Here is a 1,552-nt window from a genome sequence, read left to right as displayed (position 1 = left end):
CCTTCTATGATCTAGAGGAGCACCCCCGAAGGGGGCTGCCTGCCGTGCAGGTAGTCCACGGGGATGCGTAGCGGAGCGCCCCCTATGGGCGGCTAGCGACGCGAAGCCATCCCGGTGGACCCACCTGTGCGGACAGGCTGATCAGGCGGCCCTCCAGGCCGATCAAATGCAGAAAATCGCGTTGCGATTTAACCATGATCGGCGGCCCTAACGGGCCGCGTTGTGGGACGTTCTGAGGCTGACACGGACCGCCCTGCGGGTCGCGCTACGCGCGATCCGGCGATCGCAGATCGCCGGACGGGCCTACGGCGCTCCCGCGCTGCGCTCGCTCCGTGTCTCCCCGTCAGGGGACGTGGCAGGACGGCCAAGAGGCATTGAGAGGGGAAGCGGGGAGGATAGGGGCGAAGAACCGGCGTAGAAGCCGCTCAGAGCGCTCAGGAAGCCAGCAAGGCGGTTGGGCAGGAGCATCCCTGCCAAAACCGCCCCTGACCGCCCCAATGCCTCCAGCCTTGCCACCAGCACGGTCCGCGCCCGGCTTTATCAGGGCGCGGGGTGCCCAGATCGAGCGCAGCGCGGGAGAGCCGTAGGCCGCCGCCCCCTCAGGGCGGCGTCTGGGCGGGCACTGGCGGTCGAGTAATCAGACAGAAAATGCCTCGGAAAGGCTATCAATGGTCCATGCGGAGTCAGGGCTGATATTGCCATGGCGCACGATCGTCGCGATCACGTAGGCGATCGGCAGCTTCCACGTATCATCCTCATCCACGCGATATTGAGCCCAGCTTTCAGGAGGCTCTACCCTCGCGCCATCCGGCCGAAGGAGCCCGGTGACGATAAAGACCTCGGGCTTGTGCAGCGGGGTGGCAGAAAATACGATTTTATACCCATCCCGGAGCAATATCACGGGAGTGGGGCGCGGTCGGGACACGACAGGCGCTGGGCGATTGGGTGACTGCGGCGGAGCTGGTGGTGGATCTGTTTGTCTGACCGGAGCGGTGAGATGATCCCAGAAATCCGCCCCTGGCCAGTCGGCAGCGGACGAGGATATCGGCGGCAGGACGACGACAGCATACCGGCTGGGATCATCCATCCCGATAAATTGCCGTTCGAGAAAGCGAGCAAGCGGCGGATGCTGGACGCAATAGAGTACCCGTGAATAATATCCGTGATAAATTGCCCTATCGTGGGCAGACAAAACAGACTGATATTTCACAGCCGTTTTCGGGGTTAATTCCAGCTCAAGCGCATATTTATTTTTCCGCTTTAGGCGAGCATCCGGGCGCGGAAATGTGGGATCGTCCTGATCAAGAATCGGCTCGCGCCACCATTCAAATCCTGCCGCTTCCGCTGATATGCGAAGCGCCTGTAGCAGAATGCGATGCACATATTTCGTCGGAGAAAAATCGGATGATCGGAACAGCCGACTACGCCCCCGATATGCAGACATGCCTTGCTCTGTCAGCGACCATAAAATCTGATTATGTGTCGGTGATATTTTCACGGTGTGCGACCGGATAAGGCCGATCGATTCAATCGAAGATAAAATCGCATAAAT

At 60.4% G+C, this 1,552-nt stretch carries 1 protein-coding gene; it reads right to left on the bottom strand.

The features are described 5' to 3' along the window. Positions 1 to 637: 637 nt before the first annotated feature. On the bottom strand, positions 638 to 1,552 hold a 915-nt coding region (locus ACP5E6_RS15555; protein WP_427955540.1), incomplete at its 5' end, for a hypothetical protein.

It is taken from the genome of Acidiphilium sp. (genome assembly GCF_049977125.1).
Lineage (GTDB): Bacteria > Pseudomonadota > Alphaproteobacteria > Acetobacterales > Acetobacteraceae > Acidiphilium.
Note: the sequence above shows the minus strand (reverse complement) of the source record. Positions and strands in the feature narration are given on the sequence as shown.